The sequence below is a fragment of the Kocuria palustris genome, assembly GCF_007666205.1.
Taxonomy (GTDB): domain Bacteria; phylum Actinomycetota; class Actinomycetes; order Actinomycetales; family Micrococcaceae; genus Kocuria; species Kocuria palustris_A.
Genome location: NZ_VDOR01000001.1, coordinates 342151 through 362951 on the forward strand (window position 1 = coordinate 342151; position 20801 = coordinate 362951).

Annotated in this window: 18 protein-coding genes; 9 read left to right on the forward strand and 9 right to left on the reverse strand. The window is 72.8% G+C overall.

Annotated elements, in window-relative coordinates; all coding sequences use genetic code 11:
* Nucleotides 1-14: 14 nt before the first annotated feature.
* Nucleotides 15-584 carry a hypothetical protein gene (locus FSY66_RS01550; RefSeq protein WP_144790570.1) on the reverse strand — a complete coding sequence of 190 codons (570 nt, stop codon included), beginning with the start codon at nucleotides 582-584 and terminating at the stop codon, nucleotides 15-17.
* Between the two features lie 284 nt (nucleotides 585-868).
* On the opposite strand from FSY66_RS01550, the gene FSY66_RS01555 reads away from it, so the two are divergent.
* Complete coding sequence (locus FSY66_RS01555; RefSeq protein ID WP_144790572.1) at nucleotides 869-1801, forward strand: DUF2382 domain-containing protein; 933 nt, start codon at nucleotides 869-871, stop codon at nucleotides 1799-1801.
* A 295-nt stretch (nucleotides 1802-2096) separates the two neighbouring features.
* Here FSY66_RS01555 and FSY66_RS01560 read toward each other — a convergent pair whose 3' ends face one another.
* Nucleotides 2097-3530: an amino acid permease gene (locus tag FSY66_RS01560; protein WP_260853322.1), complete on the reverse strand. Its 1434-nt coding sequence runs from the start codon at nucleotides 3528-3530 to the stop codon at nucleotides 2097-2099.
* 151 nt (nucleotides 3531-3681) lie between these two features.
* Between FSY66_RS01560 and FSY66_RS01565 the strand changes: the two genes are divergently transcribed.
* From FSY66_RS01565 to FSY66_RS01580, 4 genes are all read left to right on the forward strand, one after another.
* Nucleotides 3682-4344, forward strand: a complete 663-nt coding sequence (locus FSY66_RS01565; protein ID WP_144790574.1) for a TetR/AcrR family transcriptional regulator — start codon at nucleotides 3682-3684, stop codon at nucleotides 4342-4344.
* A gap of 88 nt (nucleotides 4345-4432) precedes the next feature.
* On the forward strand, nucleotides 4433-6901 hold the full coding sequence (locus tag FSY66_RS01570; RefSeq protein WP_144790576.1) for an MMPL family transporter: 2469 nt from the start codon (nucleotides 4433-4435) through the stop codon (nucleotides 6899-6901).
* A 304-nt stretch (nucleotides 6902-7205) separates the two neighbouring features.
* Nucleotides 7206-7775: a Dps family protein gene (locus FSY66_RS01575; protein WP_144790578.1), complete on the forward strand. Its 570-nt coding sequence runs from the start codon at nucleotides 7206-7208 to the stop codon at nucleotides 7773-7775.
* A 245-nt stretch (nucleotides 7776-8020) separates the two neighbouring features.
* Entirely contained in the window at nucleotides 8021-9523 is a 1503-nt protein-coding gene (locus FSY66_RS01580) for an MDR family MFS transporter (RefSeq protein ID WP_260853323.1), read from the forward strand.
* 24 nt (nucleotides 9524-9547) lie between these two features.
* Here the strand turns inward: FSY66_RS01580 and FSY66_RS01585 are convergent, their stop codons facing one another.
* Nucleotides 9548-12421, reverse strand: a complete 2874-nt coding sequence (locus FSY66_RS01585; protein WP_144790580.1) for an FAD-binding and (Fe-S)-binding domain-containing protein — start codon at nucleotides 12419-12421, stop codon at nucleotides 9548-9550.
* A gap of 96 nt (nucleotides 12422-12517) precedes the next feature.
* Here FSY66_RS01585 and FSY66_RS01590 point away from each other — a divergent pair, with 96 nt between their 5' ends.
* Entirely contained in the window at nucleotides 12518-12823 is a 306-nt protein-coding gene (locus FSY66_RS01590) for a hypothetical protein (protein ID WP_186304345.1), read from the forward strand.
* 48 nt (nucleotides 12824-12871) lie between these two features.
* Nucleotides 12872-14875, forward strand: a complete 2004-nt coding sequence (locus tag FSY66_RS01595; protein ID WP_144790582.1) for an alpha-amylase family protein — start codon at nucleotides 12872-12874, stop codon at nucleotides 14873-14875.
* A gap of 39 nt (nucleotides 14876-14914) precedes the next feature.
* On the opposite strand, the gene FSY66_RS01600 is transcribed toward FSY66_RS01595, so the two are convergent.
* Nucleotides 14915-16180, reverse strand: coding sequence for an MFS transporter (locus tag FSY66_RS01600; RefSeq protein WP_144790584.1), 1266 nt, complete (start codon nucleotides 16178-16180; stop codon nucleotides 14915-14917).
* The gene (locus FSY66_RS01605) at nucleotides 16181-16663 is read right to left on the reverse strand and encodes a DUF1801 domain-containing protein (RefSeq protein ID WP_260853326.1); all 483 of its coding nucleotides are present in this window, start codon (nucleotides 16661-16663) and stop codon (nucleotides 16181-16183) included. It lies immediately after the preceding gene.
* A gap of 72 nt (nucleotides 16664-16735) precedes the next feature.
* Here FSY66_RS01605 and FSY66_RS01610 point away from each other — a divergent pair, with 72 nt between their 5' ends.
* Together FSY66_RS01610 and FSY66_RS01615 are read left to right on the forward strand one after the other, a co-directional pair.
* A complete protein-coding gene (locus tag FSY66_RS01610; RefSeq protein WP_260853327.1) occupies nucleotides 16736-17470 on the forward strand; it encodes a Crp/Fnr family transcriptional regulator in 735 nt (244 codons plus the stop codon).
* Nucleotides 17471-17562: 92 nt separating this feature from the next.
* Nucleotides 17563-18204 (forward strand): SRPBCC domain-containing protein, encoded by a 642-nt coding sequence (locus FSY66_RS01615; protein ID WP_144790590.1) that lies wholly within the window; start codon nucleotides 17563-17565, stop codon nucleotides 18202-18204.
* A gap of 4 nt (nucleotides 18205-18208) precedes the next feature.
* Here FSY66_RS01615 and FSY66_RS01620 read toward each other — a convergent pair whose 3' ends face one another.
* From FSY66_RS01620 to FSY66_RS01635, 4 genes are read right to left on the reverse strand one after another with little or no spacing between them, the layout of a single operon-like run.
* The gene (locus FSY66_RS01620) at nucleotides 18209-19147 is read right to left on the reverse strand and encodes a patatin-like phospholipase family protein (protein ID WP_260853329.1); all 939 of its coding nucleotides are present in this window, start codon (nucleotides 19145-19147) and stop codon (nucleotides 18209-18211) included.
* Between the two features lie 10 nt (nucleotides 19148-19157).
* On the reverse strand, nucleotides 19158-19916 hold the full coding sequence (locus FSY66_RS01625; protein ID WP_144790594.1) for a GntR family transcriptional regulator: 759 nt from the start codon (nucleotides 19914-19916) through the stop codon (nucleotides 19158-19160).
* A gap of 31 nt (nucleotides 19917-19947) precedes the next feature.
* Entirely contained in the window at nucleotides 19948-20418 is a 471-nt protein-coding gene (locus FSY66_RS01630) for a PTS sugar transporter subunit IIA (protein ID WP_144790596.1), read from the reverse strand.
* Nucleotides 20415-20645 carry a PTS sugar transporter subunit IIB gene (locus FSY66_RS01635; RefSeq protein ID WP_144790598.1) on the reverse strand — a complete coding sequence of 77 codons (231 nt, stop codon included), beginning with the start codon at nucleotides 20643-20645 and terminating at the stop codon, nucleotides 20415-20417. Before FSY66_RS01635 ends, FSY66_RS01630 begins: the two co-directional genes overlap by 4 nt.
* Nucleotides 20646-20801: the final 156 nt, after the last annotated feature.

Below are 20801 nucleotides of genomic sequence, written 5' to 3' on the forward strand. Positions count from 1 at the left end.
CTCCTTCCCAGTGGTCACAGCGTCTTGAGCAGCTCCTTCCAGGCGGCGCGCCTGCGCTCGACCTCCTCGGAGCTGCTGAGCTTGGTGTGCGTGGCGCTCAGCACGGCCTTCTCCGGTCCCTTGGCCTCGGCGGAGACCGCTGCGCGCGAGCCGTCCGCCAGGCCGATGCGCCAGTGGCGGCGCTTCTCGGTGCCGGTCGTCCGGGGGCCGTCGACGATCTGCGTGCCGTCGATCTCCGTGAGGTCCTCGGCCGCCGACTGCCAGCGGCGGAAGGCGTCGTCCATCGACCCGGGCAGCGTGCGGGTGGCCGAGACCTGGAACGAGCCGTCGTGGGCCTGGCCCTTCACCCGTCGGCCGGTGTGCTGCTCATAGGCCACGGCGACCGACTGGGCCCACCACTCCGGGTTCTCCACGTCGCCCCCCATGGCCGCCAGGGCGATCTCGGCGATCCCCGAGTGACCTGCGTCGGCGGCGCCGCCGTCCTCCAGGGTCCGCACCCACCGGTGCCACGGGAGGCCGGTGGCCCTCTCGATGACGGCCGCCTTCTCCGGACCGGAGCCCTGTCCCGCGTCACGAACTGTCATGTATCCAGGCTAGTCACGGGCCCGGGCCCCGCGACAGAGGGGGTACGTCCAGCTCTGTGATGCGTCTCTCGGTAAATGCTCAGCAAACTGCTGGATCACCTTGAGGCGATTCTCAAGGAAAGTTGATGCACAGGCATTCCATCCACGCATAGGGTTGACGATAGGCAAGCAGCCTCCAGATCTGTTCCTGGGCGTCCGACGATGGGCGCCCGTCGATCTGGGACCTGTCTCGGGCCCACAGCCCGGGGCAGGTACGTGCATGACACTTGAGTAAGGAGCACGGCATGGCCAAGAACATCAGCATCGAGGACCTCCAGCGCAGCACCGTCTTCGACCAGGACGGCGACAAGGTCGGCAAGGTCGGCCAGGTCTACCTGGACGACGCCACGGGCCAGCCGAACTGGGTCACGGTGAACACCGGCCTGTTCGGCGGCAACGAGACCTTCATCCCGCTGGACGAGGCCACCCAGGACGGCGACGACCTGCGCGTGCCCTACACCAAGGCGTTCATCAAGGACGCCCCGAACCTCGACGCCGACTCCCACGTGGACGAGCGCGAGGAGGAGGAGCTCTACCGCTACTACGGCCTCCAGGGCGGCGGCAACGACCGCGTCCGCGACGGCCGCGACCAGGCCGGTCGCAGCGAGACCGGCAACGCCGGTGTCGCAGGCACCGCAGGCACCGCGGCGGGTGCCGCCGGGGTCGCCGGCGCCGCCGATCGCCGTGGCGACCGCCGCGACGATCACCTGGACGCCGACGCGCAGCGCCGCGGCGATGCCCGCGACGGCGACGCCCGTCACCGCGACGGCGCCGCCGCAGGTGTCGCCGGCGATGACAACTCCGTGGTCCGCCACGAGGAGGAGGTCAACGTCGGCACCGAGCGCGTCCAGACCGGCCGTGCCCGCCTGCGCAAGCACATCGTGCACGACACCGAGACCGTGACGGTCCCCGTCGAGCGCGAGGAGGTCGAGCTCGTCCGCGAGCCGGTCGCCCCCGGCGAGGAGGGCGGCACCCTGTCCGACGAGGACGTCGAGGTGACCCTCTCCGAGGAGCGCCCGGTCGTCGAGAAGGACGTCGTCGCCAAGGAGCGCATCGGCCTGGACAAGAACGTCGTCCGCGACCAGGAGCGCGTCCAGACCGACGTGGCCCGCGAGGAGGTCGAGGTCGAGCGCGACGCCGACGCCCGCGGCACCGATGGTCGCAACGACCGTCGCTGAGACGGCTCGGGTCGGCTGAGCTGACCGTCGCCGGCCGCGTGTCCCTCCAGTCGCGCGGCTGAGCAGAAGGGGCGCTTCGCACCAATGGGTGGGCGGAGCGCCCCTTTCGCATGCCCGGGCTCGCGTGCACGGGCTCGGGTCCGGTCCGGGCCCGGACATCAGCCGGGCAGGGGGGGCGCCTCGCCCTGCCGCCGAGCGGGGCCGGCGGCGTCGCCGGCGAAGCGCACCGAGGCTCGCGGGCGCATGACGCCGCCCGGTCGACCCCGCGTCGGGCCCGACCGGACGGCTGCAGGTCTCAGGCGGCCGGGCCGGCTCCCTGCTCGGCCTCCGCGACCGCCGGGCGGCGCCGTGCGAGCACCGCGCCGATGATCATCAGGACCACCACCAGGGCGCCGGTGGCCAGCAGCTGGAAGCGCACGTCCGGCACGCCCATGCCGAGCACCACGATCACGGCGATGATCGCCAGGGCCACGTAGTCGACGAAGGGGAAGCCGCGGCCCTTGACGGGCATCGGGATGCCCTCGCGCTCGGCGCGCCGGCGCAGGATGAGGTGGGAGACGATCGTCGCGATCCACGTCACGATCAGCGTGGAGCCGACGATGTTGAGCAGGATCCCCAGCACGGCCTCGGCCCACAGGTAGTTCAGCAGCACGCCGATGAACCCGATGGCGACCGAGGCCAGCACGGCCGGGAGGGGGACGCGGCGGGAGTCGACGCGATGGAGGGCCGCGGGGGCCAGGCCGCGCTCGGCCAGCGAGTAGACCATGCGGGAGGCGCCGTAGAGGTTGGCGTTCAGCGAGGACAGCAGCGCGATCACGATGATCACGCCCAGCACGGCGCCCAGCCCCGGAAGGCCGGCGGCGTCCAGCGTGGCGACGAACGGCGAGGCCAGCAGCTCCTCGGAGTCCCACGGCAGCGCGATCACCATGAGCGCGACCGAGCCCATGTAGAAGATCAGGATGCGCCACACGATCGTGCGGACGGCGCGGCGGATGTTCTGCGCCGGGTTCTCGGTCTCGGCGGCGGCCACGGCCACGATCTCGATGCCTCCGAAGGCGAAGGCCACCACGAGCAGACCCGCCGCGACGCCGCCGATGCCCATGGGGAAGAACCCGCCGTGCTCGGTCAGGTTGCTCAGCCCGGGCGACGGGGCCGGCGTGCCGCCGAGCAGGAAGACGACGCCCACGATGAGGAAGGCCACGACCGCGCCGACCTTGATCATGGAGAACCAGAACTCGAACTCGCCGAACTTGCCGACCCCGAGCATGTTGACCGCGGTGAACACGACCATGAACACGAGGGCGAGGACCCACTGCGGGATGACGGGCCACAGGTCGCTGAGCAGCTGCGCCGCGGCCGTCGACTCCGCTGCGATCACCAGGCACAGCTGGAGCCACCAGAGCCAGCCGACCGTGAAGCCGGCCGCCGGGCCCAGGGCCCGGGACGTGTAGACGGAGAAGGCGCCGGAGGAGGGCCGGGCCGCGGTGAGCTCGCCCAGGCTGCGCATCACGACGATGACCACGAGCCCGGCGATGACGTAGGAGAGCAGGACGGCGGGCCCGGCGGTGGCGATGCCCGCGCCCGAGCCCACGAAGAGCCCGGCTCCGATCGCGGAGCCGAGGCTCATCATCACGAGGTGGCGGCCCTTCATCCCCGCCCCGAGGCTGGACGATCCGTCGGGTGCGGCGGCTGGCTGCTGCGGACCGGCAGCGCTGGCGGGTGAGCTCATGCAGGTGAACCTAACACCGGTCCGAGCCGGTTCCGGACCGCCGGGTGCACCGAGGTCATCGTCGACGGTCGCGGGGTGACTCATTGCACTGCGTGCAACATTGCACTCGGTGCAATGACCTCCGTACGCTGGCGTCGTGAACCTCGACTGCATGACTCCTCCGGCGGACAAGCGGGAGGCCACCAAGTGGCGCAACCGCCGGGCGATCATCGATGCCGCCGCCGAGCTCGCGAGCGAGCACGGGGCGGACGGGGTGACGGTGAAGGCGCTCGCGGAGCGGGCCGGGGTCTCGCGCCGGACCATCTTCAACCACTTCACGACGGTCGACGAGGCGGTCTTCGAGTCCTTCTCCGACCGGATCGGCTCCCTGTACGAGCAGATCGAGCAGCGGCTGGGCGACTCCCGCTTCCGGACGCTGTCGGAGGCCTGCACGGCCTTCGCCGCCGCCCTGCGCTCGGTCGACGTCCTCGGCGCGGTCCACTCCCTCCTGGGACCGGTCGAGCGGGAGGCCGAGGGGATCGCCTCCGACCCCTCGAAGCCCCCGAGCACGAGCGAGATCTGGAGCAGCCGCATCGTGGACGGCATCGTCCGCAGCTGCGCGGAATCGCTGCAGAGCCGGATCCGCGCGGCCGATCCGTTCGAGACCAGGCTGTTCGTCGAACTCGTCGTCACGGCCATGGCCACGAGCCTCGAGCACCGGGCGGAGACGACCGACCGCAGCCTCTCGCCGGCCAGCCGCCAGGAGTGGGACCTCCTGCTCTCCCGCGGGCTGCGCCACCTCGAAGCAGGCTTCGGGCAGCGCCCCGCCGCCTGAATCCCGCATCCGCCACGACCTCTCCGCACGCACCTCGCCGGCGCAGCCAGCCGCCGGCGCCCGGACCTCCTGAAGGGAGACCACTCCAGTGGCCAGACTCCTCTACCGCCTGGGACGCGGCGCAGCGACCCGCGCCTGGGCGGCCATCATCACCTGGATCGTCCTGCTCGGACTCGCCGGCGGGGCCTTCGCCGCGTTCAGCGGGACGCTGTCCGAGTCCTTCGAGATCCCCGGAACGGAGACGCAGCAGCTCGCGGACCGACTCTCCGAGGAGCTGCCCGAGGCCAATCAGGGCACGGGCACGATCGTGTTCAGCACCGACGACGGCTCGGAGTTCACCGAGCAGCAGAAGACCGAGATCGACGAGGCCCTGGACGCCGCGGCCGATGTCGACGGCATGGCCTCCGCGATGAACCCGTTCGAGGCGCAGTCGGAGCTCGACGGCCAGCGGGATCAGGTCGAGCAGGGCTCGGAGCAGCTGCCCCAGCTCATCGAGCTGCGCGACAGCGGCCGGCTCGACATGGCCGTGGCGGCCGGGCTGGTGCCCGAGGGCACCACCGAGGAGTCGGTGACCCAGCAGGAGCAGCAGCTCGAGGTCGGCCGGCAGACCGTGGACATGATGGGCGACTTCGGCTTCGTCTCCCCGGAGGATTCCACGGCGGTGGCCACGGTGAACTTCGAGGCCGACCAGATGTCGATCGAGCAGGAGACCAAGGACGGCCTGATGGCCGCCGTCGAGGACCACCCGGTCGACGGCGTCTCGGTCGACTACTCGACGGAGATCGCCCAGAACACCTCCATCCTGGGCATCGGCGAGGTCATCGGCGTGATCGTGGCGGTCATCGTCCTGCTGATCATGCTGCGCACCGCGGTGGCCGCCGCGCTGCCGGTGCTCACCGCGCTCGTGGGCGTGGCCTTCTCGACCATGCTGGCCCTGTCGCTGTCCGGGCAGGTGCAGATGAGCTCGGTGACTCCCGTGCTCGGCATCATGCTGGGCCTGGCCGTGGGCATCGACTACTCCCTCTTCCTGCTCAACCGCTACCGCACTGAGCTGCGCCGCGGCACCGAGGTCACGGAGGCCATCGGCCTGGCCACCGGAACCGCCGGCTCGGCCGTGAGCTTCGCGGGCATGACCGTGATGATCGCGCTGATCGCGCTGTCGGTCACGGGCATCCCGTTCCTGGCCCTCATGGGCGCGGTCGCCGCGTTCGCGGTCCTGGTCGCGGTGCTGATCACCCTGACGCTGACCCCCGCCCTGCTGGGTCTGGTGGGCACGCGCGTGCTGCCCAGGAAGCAGCGCGGCGTGGTCGTGGACGAGGCCGAGCAGGTCAGGACCCCCATGGCGGTGCGCCGACCGCTGCCGGTGCTCATCGCGGCCGTCGCGGCCCTGGCGATCCTGGCCATTCCCATGGGCTCGATGCGCCTCGGCCTGCCGGACGGCTCGGCCGAGCCGGCGGAGTCCACCCAGTACCGCGCCTACACGACGGTCGCCGAGGAGTTCGGCGCGGGCAAGAACGGCCCCATGACGGTCGTGGCGGATCTGCCCGAGGACGCCTCCGAGCAGGACGCGCAGGAGCTCCAGCTCACCGTGGGGCAGGAGATCTCCGAGCTCGACGGCGTGGCCTCCGTGGTCCCGACCCCGATCGACGTCGATTCGGGCATGGCGCTGCTGCAGGTCGAGCCGGAGACCGGCCCGTCGGACGCCGAGACCGAGACCCTGGTGGACGACATCCGCGGCCTGTCCGGGAACCTGGAGGCCGCCGACGACCCGACCATCGGCGTGGCGGGCACCACTGCGGCCAACATCGACGTCTCCCAGGTCCTCTCCGATGCGCTGCCGATCTACCTGGCCGTCGTCGTGGCGATCTCGCTGGTCCTGCTGATCCTGGTCTTCCGCTCGATCCTGGTGCCCGTGATCGCATCCCTGGGCTTCCTGCTGTCGCTGCTGGCGGCCCTCGGCGCGGTCGTCGCCGTGTACCAGTGGGGCTGGCTCGGCGGGGTCTTCAACGTGACCGAGCCCGGGCCGGTGCTCAGCTTCCTGCCCACGCTGATGGTCGGCATCCTGTTCGGCCTGGCGATGGACTACCAGCTGTTCCTGGTCACCGGCATGCGCGAGGCGCACGTCCGCGGTTACCCGGCCCGCACGGCCGTGGTCCGCGGCATGGTGGGCGGCCGCGCCGTGGTGACCGCAGCGGCGATCATCATGACCTCGGTGTTCGCGGGCTTCATCTTCTCGGAGATGGCGATGATCCGGCCCATGGGCTTCGGCCTGGCGACCGGCGTGCTGCTCGATGCCTTCCTGGTCCGCATGACGATCATCCCGGCGCTGATGACCCTGCTGGGCGAGAAGGCGTGGTGGATCCCGGGATGGCTCGATCGGATCCTGCCGAACGTGGACGTCGAGGGGGAGTCGCTGCAGGAGGGCAGGGCCCCGACCGAGGCCGCGTCCTCCCGCGACGAGCGCATGGCCCGCGAGGTCGTGGCGGCCGAGGAGGAGCAGGCGCTCGCCGGCTCGTCCGGCTCGGGGGCCTCCCGCGGCAGGCGCACAGCCGGGTGACAGATCGGGCATCGGCCCCCGGCGGCGCCGCGGGCCGATGCCCCTCCGCGTCCCGCTCCCGCCCGCCCGCTGGGCCGGCCCCGCTGCGCCGATCCGGCGGCGGGGCCGGGTCGTCAGGGCCTGCCCGCCGCTGCCTCGCCCGTCGCGAACACCCTGGACATCGGCTCCCGGCTCGGAGCACGCTGGAAGCATCCAGCACATCGGCCGCCCGTTCCGAGACGGGATCCGCCGGATCGATCGAGCGCCGGCACGGCGCCCTCGGATCGCCCGGAGCAGGCCGACCCGGAAGAGAAGGAGCAGAACCATGGCTGAGGCCTTCCCGAACAACGCCAAGTACACCCTGCCCGGTCTGACCCCGGAGCAGGGCAATCGCATCGCCACGATCCTGCAGGACCGCCTGTGGGCGCTGAACGACCTGCAGCTCGTGCTCAAGCACGCGCACTGGAACGTCGTGGGCCGCAACTTCATCGGCGTCCACGAGATGCTCGATCCGCAGGTCGACGAGGTCCGCGCGGCCGTCGACGACGTCGCCGAGCGCATCGCCGCCCTGGGCTACTCCCCGGACGGCCGGGCGGGCGCCCTGGTGCAGGGCCGCACGTGGGACGACTACTCCGTGGGCCGCGCCGGGGTGCTCGAGCACCTGGGCGCCCTGGACCTCGTCTACAGCGGCATCATCGAGGACCACCGCAAGGCCGTCGACGAGGTCGGCGAGCTCGACAAGGTCACCGAGGACATGCTGATCGGCCAGACCGGCAACCTCGAGGCCTTCCAGTGGTTCGTGCGCGCCCACCTGGAGGACGGCCAGGGCGATCTGGCCTCGCGCGGCGCCAACTCGGAGAACGACGCCGCCCAGCGCGCGGCGGGCAACGCCTGAGCGCGCTGACACCGCGGCTCGGCCGAGCCGGTCCGCACGCGCTCGGCCGCTGAGCGCACGGCCCCCGACGACCTCGGTCGTCGGGGGCCTCTGCATGCCCGGCTGCCCGATGCGTCGACGGGGCGATGCCGCTCACACTCCGGGCTCGGGGCCGGCCCCGGCATGTACCGTTCACCGGCATCCCCGTGCGCCGGATCGGTCAGGGGCGCTGCGCAGACCGTCCCGCACCCCTGGAGGAGCCCTCCGTGTCCCACCCCGCAGAGCAGTCCCCGGACGACCGGTCCTCCGGTGAGCGGCCCTCCGCAGATCGGCCCTCCGTCGTCGGCTCGGAGCTGGATCCGGCGCGCGTGCGCACCCTGCTGGGCGTGCTGATCACCGCCGCCTTCGTCGTGATCCTCAACGAGACCGTGCTCTCGGTGGCCCTGCCCGACCTGATGCACGAGCTGTCGATCCCGGCCACGACCGCGCAGTGGCTCACGACCGGCTTCATGCTCACGATGGCCGTCGTGATCCCGACCACCGGCTTCATCCTCCAGCGGCTGCCGCACCGGACCGTCTTCCTGGCGGCCATGGCGCTGTTCGTCCTGGGCACGGCCCTGGCCATGGCGGCCCCCGGGTTCCCGGTGCTCATGATCGGGCGGGTCGTCCAGGCCTGCGGCACGGCCCTGACGCTGCCCCTGCTGATGACGACGGTGCTCACCGTGATCCCGGAGCAGCGCCGCGGCACGGTCATGGGCCTGATCTCGGTCGTGATCTCGGTGGCCCCGGCGATCGGCCCCACGCTCTCGGGGCTCGTGCTCGGCGCGCTGGGCTGGCGCTGGCTGTTCCTGCTGATGCTGCCGATCGCCGTCGCCGCCCTGATCCTGGGCGCCGTGCTCATGCCGGCGATGAGCGAGCAGCGGAGGGTGAGCCTGGACCTGGTGTCCGTGCCGCTCTCGGCGCTGGGCTTCGGCGGCCTCGTCATGGGCCTGAGCACGATCGGCTCGGAGCAGCCCGCGGTGCCGCCGATCCCGTCGCTGCTGGCGGGTGTCGCGGCGCTGGTCCTGTTCGTCCTGCGGCAGCGGGTCCTCCAGCGCCAGGACCGGGCGCTGCTGGATCTGCGGCCCTTCGCCCGCCCCGTCTTCTCGATCTCCCTGGGGCTGATGATCGTCTCGATGGGCGGGCTGTTCGGCGTGATCATCCTCCTGCCGATCTTCCTGCAGGAGGTGCTGGGCCTGTCGACCACGGCCACGGGCCTGACGATGCTGCCGGGCGGGCTGCTCATGGGCCTGCTCTCGCCGTTCGTGGGCCGGCTCTACGACCGCTTCGGGGCCCGGGTCCTCGTGATCCCCGGCGCGCTGCTGCTGTGCCTGGGCATGCTCGTGATGAGCCGCCTGTCCGAGGACTCGACGCAGGCCGCGGTCATCGCGGGGCACATGGTGATCTCGGGCGGGCTGGCGCTGATGATCACCCCGCTCATGACCTCGGCGCTGGGCAGCCTGCCGCAGTCGCTGTACTCCCACGGCTCCGCGCTGCTCAACACGCTGCAGCAGGTGGCCGGCGCGGCCGGCGGCGCCCTGTTCATCACGCTCATGGCCATCGGCTCGCTCGCCGCGGCCGATCGGGGTGCGGCGGGGGCGGCGGCGATCGCCCACGGCGTCCACGTGGCGTTCCTGGTCGGCTTCGGCATCACGGTGCTGGCCGCCGTCATCTCGCTGTTCGTCCCGCGCCGCGCCGAGGGCACATCGGCGCGGCGCGAGATCCGCTGAGCCGACGCCCGCCGGGTCCCCGCGTCAGCGGGCGGCCGCCTCCAGGTGCTGGAGGATGTGCCGGTAGGGGCGGCCGGTGGCCTCGGTCATGCCCTGCTCGCACGTGCGGTTGAGCGAGGCGTAGGCGTCGTGCTCCCGGTGCTCCAGCTCGGCGGTCTCACGGCGCGTGGCGGAGGCGGTGAGCTCGGGATGCAGCATCCCGCGATCGCCCGCGTACGCGCAGCAGCGCCACTCCAGCGGGGTGACGACCTCGTCCGCGACGGCCTCGGCGATCCGGTGCAGGGAGTCGTTCAGCCCCAGCTGGGTCGACGAGCACGTGGGGTGCAGGGCCATGGATCCGAACCGGTGCTCGATCTCCAGGTGCGGCAGCAGCCGCTGCGCCGCGAACTCGACCGCGTCCACGAACCGCAGGCCCGCCCAGGGCGAGCCCTCGCCGGCCGCCTTGCGCATGGTCTCGAGCCCCTCGGTGCACGAGGAGGCATCGCAGATCACCGGCAGCCGCCCGTGATCCGAGGCCTCCCACAGCAGGGGCAGGGTGGTCCGGGTCATGCGCTCGAAGCCCGAGAGCATGCCCTTGGACTTCCACGGGGTGCCGCAGCAGGTCCCGGACATCCCGGCCGGGACCGCGATCCGGACCCCCGCCCGCTCGCACAGCGCCAGCAGCGCCTGCGCAGCGCTCGGGCCCTGCCCGTCGGGCGTGCCGAACATCGAGGAGACGCATGCCGCGTACAGGACGGCCTCCGGCTCGGACGGAGCCTGGGGAGCCGGGCGGGGTCCGCCGCCGGCGGGCAGGCCGTCGGTGTAGAGCGGCACCCTGTCCTCGCCCAGCACGCTCCGCGCGGCCCGAGTGGCCGTGCGCGGCAGGACCGCGGGCACGGCATCGGCCGCGGTGAGCGCCGTCGAGGCGGCCCGCACGCCCAGTCCCCAGCCGCGGGCGGCCGCATCCCAGCCGAGGTCCTCGAGCCGGGAGGCGCCCTCGGCGCGCAGCCGTCGGACGAGGTCGCCGGTGTCGATGTCCACGGGGCAGGCGGTCGAGCACATGCCGTCCGCGGCACATGTCTGCTCGCCCTCGTAGGCGTACTCGCGCAGCATGGCCTCGGCGCCGTCGTGATCGCCCCGGGCCAGGGCGTCCTGGATCTCGCGGCGCCCGGCGATGCGCTGCCGCGGGGTCAGCGTGAGGTCCTGCGACGGGCACACCGGCTCGCAGTAGCCGCACTCGACGCAGCGATCGACCTCCTGCTCGACCTGCGGCGCGGTCTTGAGGTCCTGGAGATAGCAGCGGGGGTCGTCGTTGAGGATCACGCCCGGGTTGAACAGCCCCCGCGGGTCCACGAGGGACTTGAGCTCGCGCATCACGTCGTAGAGCTCGTCGCCGTACTGGCGGCGCACGAAGGGTGCCATGATCCGCCCCGTCCCGTGCTCGGCCTTGAGCGAGCCGCCGGCGCCCAGGACCAGATCGGCCATCTCGTCGGTGAACCGCTCGTACCGGGTGAGCTTGGCGTCGTCGGCGAACTGCTCGTTGAGCATGAAGTGGACGTTGCCGTCCTTGGCGTGGCCGAAGATCACGGACTGCTCGTACTCGTGGGCCTCGAACAGCCGGTTGAGCTCGCGGCAGGTCTCGCCCAGGTGCTCGACCGGCACGACGATGTCCTCCAGCAGCGCGTTCGCCCCCTCCGGCCGGCTCCCGGCGACGGCGGCGTAGAGGCCCTTGCGCACGGTCCACAGCGCGGCGCGGGCCGCCGGGTCGTCGGTCAGGCCGGGATCGGCCGTCAGGTCGAGGCCCCGGAAGTGCTGCTCGGCCGCGCGGCGGCGCTGGGCGAGCTCGTCGGGGCTCGAGCCGTTGTACTCGACCAGCAGCGCGGCATGGTCGGCGACGTCGATGTCCATGATCTGGGCCGGCGCCTGGCCCGAGGCCTGGGCCACGCGCAGCGAGGTGGCGTCCATGAGCTCCACGGTGGCCGAGCCGAGGCCCACGAGATCGGGCACGGAGGACGTGGCCTCGAGCAGCGTCGGGAACACGAGCAGCCCGGTCGCGACCTCGGGGCGGATCTCGACGGTGCGCAGCACCGCCTCGGCCACGAAGCCCAGCGTGCCCTCCGAGCCGATCATCAGCCGCTGCAGGATCCGCACGGGCTCGGTCTCGTCCAGGAAGGCGTTGAGCCCGTAGCCCATGGTGTTCTTCATGGCGAAGAGGCGCTCGATCGTCGCGCGCGAGGCGCTGTTCTGCGTGACCCGGCGGCGCAGGCGCAGCAGGCCCTCGTGCAGCTCGGGCTCGGCCTCCCGGAGCCTCCGGTCCGCATCGGCGGCCGCGGTGTCCAGGACCGTCCCCGACGGGGTCACGATCACCATGGACTCGAGGGTGCGGTAGGTGTTCTGCTCCGTGCCGCAGTGCATGCCCGAGGAGTTGTCGGCGATCACCCCGCCGAGGGTGCAGGCGGACTCGCTCGCGGGGTCGGGGCCGAGCTTGCGGCCGTGGCGGGCCAGCACGGCATTGACCTCACGGACGGTGCTCCCGGGGCGCACGCGCACCCGGGCTCCGTCGTCCAGGACCTCGACGCCGCGGAAGTGCCGCCGGACGTCCACGAGGACCTGGTCGGTCACGGCCTGTCCCGACAGCGATGTGCCGCCCGAGCGCAGGGTCAGCCCGGCATCGTGGCGCTCGAGGATCCGCAGCAGCGAGCCGAGCTCGTCGGCCGAGTGCGGGCGGACCAGGGCGCGCGGCTGCAGGAGGTAGTGGGAGGCGTCGTGGGCGGCGGACCGGCGCTCGAGCTCCGAGTCCACGAGCCGGCCCGGCCAGGCGCCGAGGTCCTGCAGCAGGGGGTCCTGCGCAGCGGCATCCGGCCCGTGCCGTCGCGCGGAGGATGAGGATCTGACGGGCAGGGGCAGCGGCGTCTTCATGCGCCGATTGTCCCTCATGCGCAGGCTTCGCGCCGCAGTGCGTCACATGCGGGCGCCATGGGACGCCGAGGCCGCGTGCGGCCTACTCTGCCGCCCGTGACATCCTTCGCCCCGCTGCTCGTCCTCGGTCTGGTCCTGGGTCTGGCCGGATTCATCGTCCTGGTCCTCGTGGCCGTCCTCGTCGCGGTGATCGTCCGATCCGCCGGCGGCCCCCGCCGACGCCGACGTCGCAGAGGCGGCGCCGCAGGCGCCTGGGGCGACGGGGACAGCTGGGGCGATGGCGACAGCTGGGATGACGGGGACGGCTGGGGCGACGCCGACAGCGGCTTCGACGGCGGCGGGGACTCCGGCGGCGGGGGCGACGGCGGCGGTGGAGGAGACGGCGGCGGCGGGGGCGATTGAGACGACCGTCGCTTTGCCCCGCAGGCCCCGGCAGGGAAGCATGGAGCCATGGCCCCTGCACCGCGCGGATCCGCCGCGACCGCTTCCGCCGACCGCCCCGTCCTGACCGACCTCTCGAGCACCGTCGAGTCGGTCGATGCAGCTCGCGACCGCGCGGTCGAGGTGCTGCGCGAGCTCGTCTCCCAGCGCGTCGCGGCCCCGTGGCAGGCGGCGTCCTTCCTGGCGCGCTTCGACGAGCACTTCCCCGCGCTGCTCGAGCTGTTCCGCCGGACCTACGGGTCGGGGGAGAGGGCCGCGGCCGTCGTCGTCGAGCTGGCGGCGGATCTGGCCCGCTCGTGGGCCCGGCGCCCGGGCGAGCTGCGCGCCCTGGACGACACCCGCGGCGAGGACCCCGAATGGTTCCTGCGTCCCGATCAGGTGGGCGGGGTCTGCTACATCGACCGGTGGGCCGGCGATCTGGCCGGGCTGCGCTCGCGGATCCCGTACCTGCGCGAGCTGGGGCTGACCTATCTGCACGTCATGCCGCCGTTCGCGGTGCCCGAGGGCAACAGCGACGGCGGGTACGCGGTGTCGTCGTACCGCGAGCTGAAGCCCGAGCTCGGGACCATGGCCGAGCTGGCCGAGACCGCGGGAGAGCTGCGCGAGTCCGGGATCGGACTGGTCGTCGACTTCGTGCTCAACCACACCGCCTCCGACCACGAATGGGCGCGCCGCGCCCGGGCCGGGGAGCCGGAGTACGAGGACCTCTACTGGATCTTCCCCGACCGAGAGATGCCGGACGCGTTCGAGCGGACCACGCGCGAGATCTTCCCGGACGACCACCCGGGCTCCTTCACGCGGGTGGGAGCCGATGACCCCCGCTGGGTGTGGACGACGTTCCACGACTTCCAGTGGGACCTGAACTGGACCAATCCGCGCGTGCTGGCCCTGATGGCCCGGGAGATGCTGTTCCTGGCGAACCAGGGGGCGGAGGTGCTGCGCCTGGACGCGGTCGCGTTCCTGTGGAAGCAGCTCGGCACCCCGTGCGAGTCCCTGCCGCAGGCGCACTGGATCGTGCAGATGCTCAACCGCGTCTGCCGCATCGCCGCCCCGGCCACGATCTTCAAGTCCGAGGCGATCGTGCACCCGGATGAGGTGGTGCAGTACGTGCACCCCGACGAGTGCCAGATCTCCTACAACCCGCTGCAGATGGCGCTGACCTGGGAGGCGCTGGCCACCCGGCAGGCCACGCTGCTCGCCGACGCCCTGGCCGAGCGCCACGAGCTGCCGACCGGGACCGCCTGGGTCAACTACGTCCGCAGCCACGACGACATCGGCTGGACCTTCTCCGACGAGGATGCGGCCCGCCGCGGCATCGATCCCCAGGGCCACCGCCGCTTCCTCAACGACTTCTACACCGGCCGCTTCGAGGGCTCCTTCGCCGACGGCGTCGCGTTCCAGGCCAATCCGCGCACCGGCGATGCCCGGGTCTGCGGCACCACGGCCTCCCTGGCCGGCGTGACCACGGAGCCGGAGCTCGGCGTGCGCCGCGTGCTGCTGGCCCACGCGCTGGCCTTCTCCACGGGAGGGCTGCCGCTGCTCTACCTCGGCGACGAGCTGGCCCAGGCCAACGACGAGACCTGGGCCCAGGACCCGGTGCGCTCCGGCGATGCCCGATGGGCGAACCGGCCGAGCTTCCCCGAGGCCGCCTGGGAGGACCGCTTCGACGTCACGACCGTGCCCGGGCGGGTGTGCGCGGGGCTCAAGCACCTGCTGGCCGTGCGCGCCGCCGCCCCCGAGTTCGACGGCGCCGAGCTGATCGGCTTCGACGCGCACAGCGAGCATCTGGTGGCCTATCAGCGCCCGGGGCTCGATCCCCAGGGGCGGCCGTCGGTGATCCTGTGCCTGGTGAACGTCTCGGAGCACCCGCAGGCGGTGTCGGCGCAGACGCTGTCGGGCTTCGAGCCGGAGGCCGAGCCCCTGCTGGCCGACGGCAGCGCTCGCCTGGATCTGAGCCGCGGCCTCGAGATCGGCCCGCTCGAGACGCACTGGCTGCGCGTGCACTCGGCCTGAGGCATCCCGGGAGCTCGGGCCGGGGGCCGGCCCGGGCGCTCAGGCGCCGTGGGCCGCGAGCTCCTCGTCGACCGTTCGGCCGCGGCCGACCATGACGCCGGAGACGATCAGGCCCGCCGCTCCGGCCATGAGCATCAGCAGCGGTGCGGTCCAGCCGCCGGTGGCATCGCGCAGCACGCCCACCAGCAGCGGGCCCAGGGCGGCGAAGAGGTAGCCGACCGGCTGGGCGAAGCCCGACAGCCGCGCGGTCGTCTCGGGCGTGCCCGCCCGCACGACGATCAGCGTCAGCGCCAGCGGGAAGGTGAACTGCCCCAGTCCGAGCAGCAGCGCCCACAGGATGCTCAGCGAGGCCGGCGCGATCAGCAGCCCCGTCCAGCCGGCGAGCACCGCCAGCGACAGCCCTGCCGCCCACGCGGAGACCGAGGAGGAGCGCGTGGCCACGCGGGGCATGAGCAGGCCGCCGGGGATGCCGAAGAGGGTCACCACGCCCACGAGGGCCGCCGCGGCGGACGCGGAGATCCCGGCGTCGCGGTACATCTGGGCCAGCCAGCCGAAGGTCACATAGGCATTCGTGGACTGCAGGCCGAAGAACGCGCACAGGGCCACCGCGGTGCGCGAGCGCTGGATGGGCAGACCGGCCGCGCGGCGGCCCACGCCGTGATCGCGGCCGCGCACGCGCAGCCGCATGACGGCCCAGACGATCGCCGCGAGCAGCGCGAACAGCCCCCAGAGGCCCAGCGACCATCGCCACCCGTCGGCCCCCAGGGCCACGAGCGGCGGTGCGGCGAAGATCGGCAGCGCCGCGCCCAGGCCCAGCCCGACCGTGTAGATCGAGCTCACGCCCGCGGTGCGCCGGCCCGCGTACCTCTTGATGACGGCCGGCACCAGGACGTTGCCGATGCCCATGCCCGCCAGCGTGATCGCCGACAGGATCAGGAAGGCCGCGGCCGAGTCGACGACCGCCCGGGCCGTCGCGGCGGCCGCGACCACCAGCAGGCCGCCGCACACCGTGCCCACGAGCCCGAAGCGCCGCGCGATCCCCACGGCCGTCAGCCCCGCGAGCCCGAAGACGAACCCGGGCAGGGCCGTGAGCAGGCCGGCGACCGAGGGCGAGATCCCCAGGCCCTCCTGGATCTCGGCCAGCACCGGGCCGATCGCGGTGGCCGACGGGCGCAGGTTCACGGAGACCGCGGCCACGGCCAGCGCCACCAGGGCGAACGGCAGGACCACGGGCGCCGACGCGCTCCGGTCCCCGTGCGGGGGCGTCGGCGCCCCCGCGGCGTCGTCGGCGGACGGGCGCGCCACTCAGCAGACCTTCGGCTCGGAGGCCCAGGCATGGCCGACGAGCTCGCGGAGCACGTCGAGGTCGATGTCGGCCAGCTTGTTCACGTACACGCAGGACACGGCGGTGCGGTGCTTGCCGAGCCGCTCCAGCAGCTCCTCGGAGCGCGGATGGCCCTGCAGCCCGTACAGGCTCACGGCCGCCTTGCGCGGGCTGAACCCCAGGCGGAAGGTGTCGCCCTCGCGTCCGGTGGCGTAGCGGTAGTGGACGGCGCCGTAGCCGATCATCGACGGCCCCCACATGATCGCGGGCTCCTCGGTGACGGCGCCGAGGAGATCGAGCAGGGCCAGGCCGTCGTCGACGCGTCGCCGCGGGGTCAGGCCCGCGATGAACTCGCGCGGGTCGACGTCCGTGGGGCGGGTCCTGAGGTCCGGCGAGTTCACGCCCGTGTGCCCCGGGGTGACGACCGCGCTCTCGCCGGGCGACCTGCTCTCGGGTGTGCTCATGGCCCGAGGGTACGGGAGAATGGGGGCACCGCGCGGGCCTGCGCGGAGGAGCCGATCCCGGGAGGAGAGACATTGTCCGTTGGGTGCCGGTGCTGCCATGACGAGCACGCTCGGGTGGACGGCTCGGGCCGCGTCCGGATGGACGAGGACCACCGCCTGGCCTGCGTCAGCCGGGTCCCGATCTTCCGGGGCCTTCCGGAGGAGGACCGGCGGCGGATCGCGGCGCGCACGACCACTCGGCTGGTCCCCAGGGGCGAGGTGGTCCAGCAGCAGGGCAGCACGCCGTCCCTGCAGATCGTGCATGCCGGGCAGATCAAGCAGGTCCGGCTCGGCGAGGACGGATCGCAGCGGCTCCTGCGGATCCTGGGCCCGGGGGAGTTCATGGGCGAGCACTCGGTGCTCACCGGCAGGCCCGCCCCGCGCGAGGCCACCGCGATGACCGAGTCCCAGATCTGCTCGCTCTCGCGCCGCGACGTCCAGCAGTGGCTCGACGAGCGCCCGCAGCTCGCGATCGCGCTGCTCAATGCCGTGACCGCGCGGCTGGAGGACACCGAGACGCGCCTGGCCGAGTTCGTGGGCAGCACGGTGGGCCATCGGCTGGGGGAGTACCTCGCGGCCGCCGCCGGCGGCGAGGAGGGCCGCCCCTTCGACCTGCCCATGAGCAAGCGGGACTTGGCGCAGCTGCTCGGCACCACTCCGGAGACCCTCTCCCGGCGGCTGCGTGCGCTCTCCGACGCGGGACTGATCGAGGTCGGCCCGGGGCGCCGGATCGTCGTGAGGGACATCCCAGGGACCCTGCAAGGCTGACCCAGGAAGGCCTGCCACACTCTCGGACCTCCCGCCGGGACGCCCGCCTGCGGCGCCTCGGCTCCCGCCCCTGATCCGAGGATGGCCCTTCCGTGTCCCAGCGCCTGACCCCGCAGCTCGAGCTCGATGCCGTCGCGCGCTCGATCGACGTCATCGGGGAGCCGGAGCACGTGGCGCTCCGGCAGTCCCTGCGCCGCGGCTTCGCGGCCCCCGTGGAGGAGGTCTGGGCGGCGCTGACTCGAGCGGATCGGCTGGGCCAGTGGTTCGGGCGGGTCGACGGGACGCTCGAACCGGGCGGCGCCTACGCGATCGACGGCGATGCCGCGGGGACGGTGCTCGAGTGCACGACCCTCCGTCGCTTGGCGCTGACCTGGGAGTCCGGCGGATCCGCGAGCGACGTCGTCGTCGAGGTCGACGCCGGCGAGGAGCGCACCGACGTCCGCCTCCTGCATGCGGCCGACATCCCGCGCGAGCAGTGGGTGCGATACGGCGCCGGGGCCGGCGGGGTCGGCTGGGACCTCGCGCTGCTGAGCCTCCGCCGCCACCTCGAGGAGGGGGCGACCCAGCCCCTCGAATCCACCCCGTGGATCGGCTCGGAGGAGGCCCGGTCGTTCCTGGCCGACAGCGCGCGCCGCTGGGGCGATGTCTCGATCGAGGCCGGCTGCGAGGTGGGCGAGGCCCGTGCGGCGGCCGAGCGCACGCGCGCCTTCTACCTGGGGGAGACCGAGGGCTGATCCCTCACAGGCCCAGGAACTCCTTCCAGGCCGGCAGCTCGCGCTGGGCCTGCAGGTAGCCGGCCGCGTACGAGGCCTGGAGCCTGGGCAGGCGGCGCTCCCCGTTGGAGACCGGCATGTGATCCGGGACGAAGACCATGGCGTCGCCCGAGGCCTCGAGGTCGAAGACCTGCTCGCGCATGCGGTTGTAGTTCTCCGCCCTGCCCTCGAGCGCCTCCACGACGGCGGGCAGCTCGCGGAAGTGCCGGCGCGTGACCGCGCTGAAGCGCTCGGCGGCCTTGGTGAACGAGCGCTCGCGGCTCAGCACGATGAGGAACCTCGTGTAGCCGTCGGCCTGCGCCGCATCCAGCGGGATACCGCCCGACGGGCCGATCGCCCCGTCGTAGTAGAGGTCGCCGTCGCGCTCGACCGGCGGCATCACGACGGGCATGGACGACGACGCCCGGGCCAGGCGCATCAGGTCCTGCGCGGAGCGGACCGACTCCCGTCCGAGGTAGTGCATGGTGCCCTTCGAGGCGTTGAACGTCCCGATCCGGAACGACGCGGGGTTCGCCAGGTACGTCGCGTAGTCGTAGGGCAGCGCGCCCCCCGGCCTGGCGGCGTCCTCGTAGATGTACTGGGCATTGAACAGACCCTGGCCCCGGGCGAACGTGGACAGGCTCCCGAAGTCCGGGTCCTGCGAGAACTCCACGAACGAGCGACGCGCGCGCCAGGTGTCCCGCGACAGGTAGTGGGCGGTGTGGCTCGCCCCGGCGGAGATGCCGCAGACGTAGTCGATGTGGATCCCGGCGCCCAGCAGCGTGGTGACCGCGCCGGCGGTGTAGCTGCCGCGCATGCCGCCGCCCTCGAAGACGAGGGCGACGTCGGTGACATTGCTGGTCAGCGACTGCTCGGGGGCGCGGTTCTCGGCATCGGGCGGTGTCGTCGGGCGCTGCGGATCCACCTTCCCGAGCCTACTCATGTCCGCGGACAGCGGGTGAGCCGGGTGCGCGGTCCATGACCTCCATGGACAGCTGGTACCGATCGCCGCGGTAGACGGAGACGGAGTACTCGACGGGGATCTCGCCGACGGGGCCGCGGCTGAAGGACCGGCGGTGGAACACGAGCACGGGGGACCCCGGGGCCACGTCCAACAGCTCGGCATCCTCGGCGCTCGCGCCGAGGGCCTGGACGGTCTGCTCGGCGCGGGTGATCCCGGCGCCGGCCGCCTCGAGCATGCGGTAGAGCGAGGTCGACCAGTCGGCCTCGAGCCGGAGCAGGCCCTCGGGGACCCAGCTGTTGTCGACGCTGACGGGGGATCCGTCGCCCAGGCGCAGCCGACGGATCCGCAGGCTGCGCTCGGCGCCCAGATGAGCGGCCGCCTCGGCCGGGGAGTCCTCGATCCCGACGATCACCGGGACGGTCGACGGCGCGAGCCCTGCCATGCGCATGTCGTCGTGGAAGGAGGCGAGGTGCAGCCGGGAGCGGGCCGGGCCCGTGCCCACGAACGTCCCGCGGCCGTGCTCGCGCACGAGCAGGCCCTGGTTCACGAGCTCGGCGATGGCGCGGCGCACGGTGATGCGCGAGACCCCGTGCTCCTCCTCGAGGCGCCGCTCTCCCGGCAGCCGGTCGCCGGGGGAGAGCTCCTGGGTGATCAGGCGGGCCAGCTCCGCCCGCAGCCGCTCGTGCTTGGCCGTCGGAGCTGCCCCTCCGCGGGCGTCGGCGGTGCTCATCCTCGTTCCCTCGGGTGGTCGGCGGGGTGACTCACGAGCCCGGATGCAGGGCGAACAGGGGATCGAGCGAGCCGAGCTGCGAACCCGCCGCAGCGGGCCGGTCCAGGCGCTCGGGGCCGGCGTCCATGGCCACGACGGGCGTGCACAGGCTCAGCCCCGCCTCGCGCACCACCGCGGCATCCACGCGCAGCACGGGATCGCCGGGCTCCACGCGCTGCTTCTTCTCGACCAGGACCTCGAGGCCGCGGCCCTTCAGGCCCACGGTGTCCAGGCCGACATGGACCAGGACCCCGGTGCCGTCCTGGGCGATCAGAGCGATCGCGTGGGGCATGGCTTTCAGCACCGTGCCGGCGGCGGGGGCCAGCACCTCGATGGTGGCTGCGTCGTCGGCAGGCAGCAGGGCCAGGCCAGTGCCCACCATGCCCTGCGCGAAGACGGGATCCGGCACCTGGTCCAGGGGCAGGACCCGACCCGCGAACGGGGCGCGGATCTCGAGGCTCACAGCAGGTCCTGGATGTCCTCGGCCAGGTTCTCGGCCTCGGGCCCGACCACGACCTGCACGACCCCGCCCGAGACCATGACGCCGTGGGCTCCGGCGGCCTTCAGGGCGGCCTCGTCGATCACCGAGGAATCGGCCACCTCGGTGCGCAGGCGCGTGATGCAGCCTTCGATGTCCTCCACGTTCTGGGCGCCGCCGAGCGCTCGCAGGATGTCCTCGGGCTTCGACATGGTGTCCTCCTGGGGTTCGCCCGCGCGGCGGGCATCGGGGCGGAGCGGCCGGATGCGGCGATGACCGCTCTCAGGTCATTGACAGGTTCGCATGAGGTGCCGCACAGTGTCATGCATCACTGGTCATAACCAGTGGGACAGCACGATACGGAGCGA

Coding starts and splice junctions, on each gene's coding strand:
- FSY66_RS01550 (WP_144790570.1), bottom strand. CDS start 584: ATGACAGTTCGTGACGCGGGACAGGGCTCCGGTCCGGAGAAGGCGGCC.
- FSY66_RS01555 (WP_144790572.1), top strand. CDS start 869: ATGGCCAAGAACATCAGCATCGAGGACCTCCAGCGCAGCACCGTCTTC.
- FSY66_RS01560 (WP_260853322.1), bottom strand. CDS start 3,530: ATGAGCTCACCCGCCAGCGCTGCCGGTCCGCAGCAGCCAGCCGCCGCA.
- FSY66_RS01565 (WP_144790574.1), top strand. CDS start 3,682: ATGACTCCTCCGGCGGACAAGCGGGAGGCCACCAAGTGGCGCAACCGC.
- FSY66_RS01575 (WP_144790578.1), top strand. CDS start 7,206: ATGGCTGAGGCCTTCCCGAACAACGCCAAGTACACCCTGCCCGGTCTG.
- FSY66_RS01585 (WP_144790580.1), bottom strand. CDS start 12,421: ATGAAGACGCCGCTGCCCCTGCCCGTCAGATCCTCATCCTCCGCGCGA.
- FSY66_RS01595 (WP_144790582.1), top strand. CDS start 12,872: ATGGCCCCTGCACCGCGCGGATCCGCCGCGACCGCTTCCGCCGACCGC.
- FSY66_RS01605 (WP_260853326.1), bottom strand. CDS start 16,663: ATGAGCACACCCGAGAGCAGGTCGCCCGGCGAGAGCGCGGTCGTCACC.
- FSY66_RS01625 (WP_144790594.1), bottom strand. CDS start 19,916: ATGAGCACCGCCGACGCCCGCGGAGGGGCAGCTCCGACGGCCAAGCAC.
- FSY66_RS01635 (WP_144790598.1), bottom strand. CDS start 20,645: ATGTCGAAGCCCGAGGACATCCTGCGAGCGCTCGGCGGCGCCCAGAAC.